1 pseudogene is annotated in these 536 nt (G+C 37.4%); it reads left to right on the top strand.

Annotated features, from left to right (window positions below):
- Positions 1-506, top strand: a pseudogene (locus TCEL_RS11370) (aminopeptidase); the annotation flags it as partial.
- Positions 507-536: the final 30 nt, after the last annotated feature.

Raw genomic sequence — 536 nt, forward strand, 5'->3', positions numbered from 1 at the left:
GCGATATGGATGCGTACATAGGAATTCGTTCAGGTGACAATGCTTCTGAACTTTCTGATGTTCCAGCAGATAAGATGGACCTATATTTTAAATATTTCTGGAAAGAAGTTCATGGAAACATTAGAGTACCAAAAACTAAGTGGGTTGTTTTAAGATATCCATCACCTTCAATGGCTCAACTTGCAAATACAAGCACAGAAGCATTTGAAGATTTCTACTTCAATGTATGTAACCTTGATTATTCAAAAATGTCAAAGGCAATGKATCCACTAGTAGAACTTATGAGCAAAACTGACAAGGTAAGAATAGTAGGACCTGGAACAGACCTTACTTTCTCAATAAAGGGTATACCAGTTGTAAAATGTGATGGAAGCGAGGAGATGGATGTAAGGCTACAAAGAGTATTAACAAGCGACCCAGGTATGGGAATATTAAGACATGCTGATGCAGGATATGATGAGGCAATCGAGTTTGCAAAGAAAGGGCGTAAAGATACCAATGCTTAAATAGGAGGTTATAGGATGGCTAAAATAGTT

Origin of the sequence: Thermobrachium celere DSM 8682, from assembly GCF_000430995.1 — a bacterium.
Classification (GTDB): Bacteria; Bacillota; Clostridia; order Clostridiales; family Caloramatoraceae; genus Thermobrachium; species Thermobrachium celere.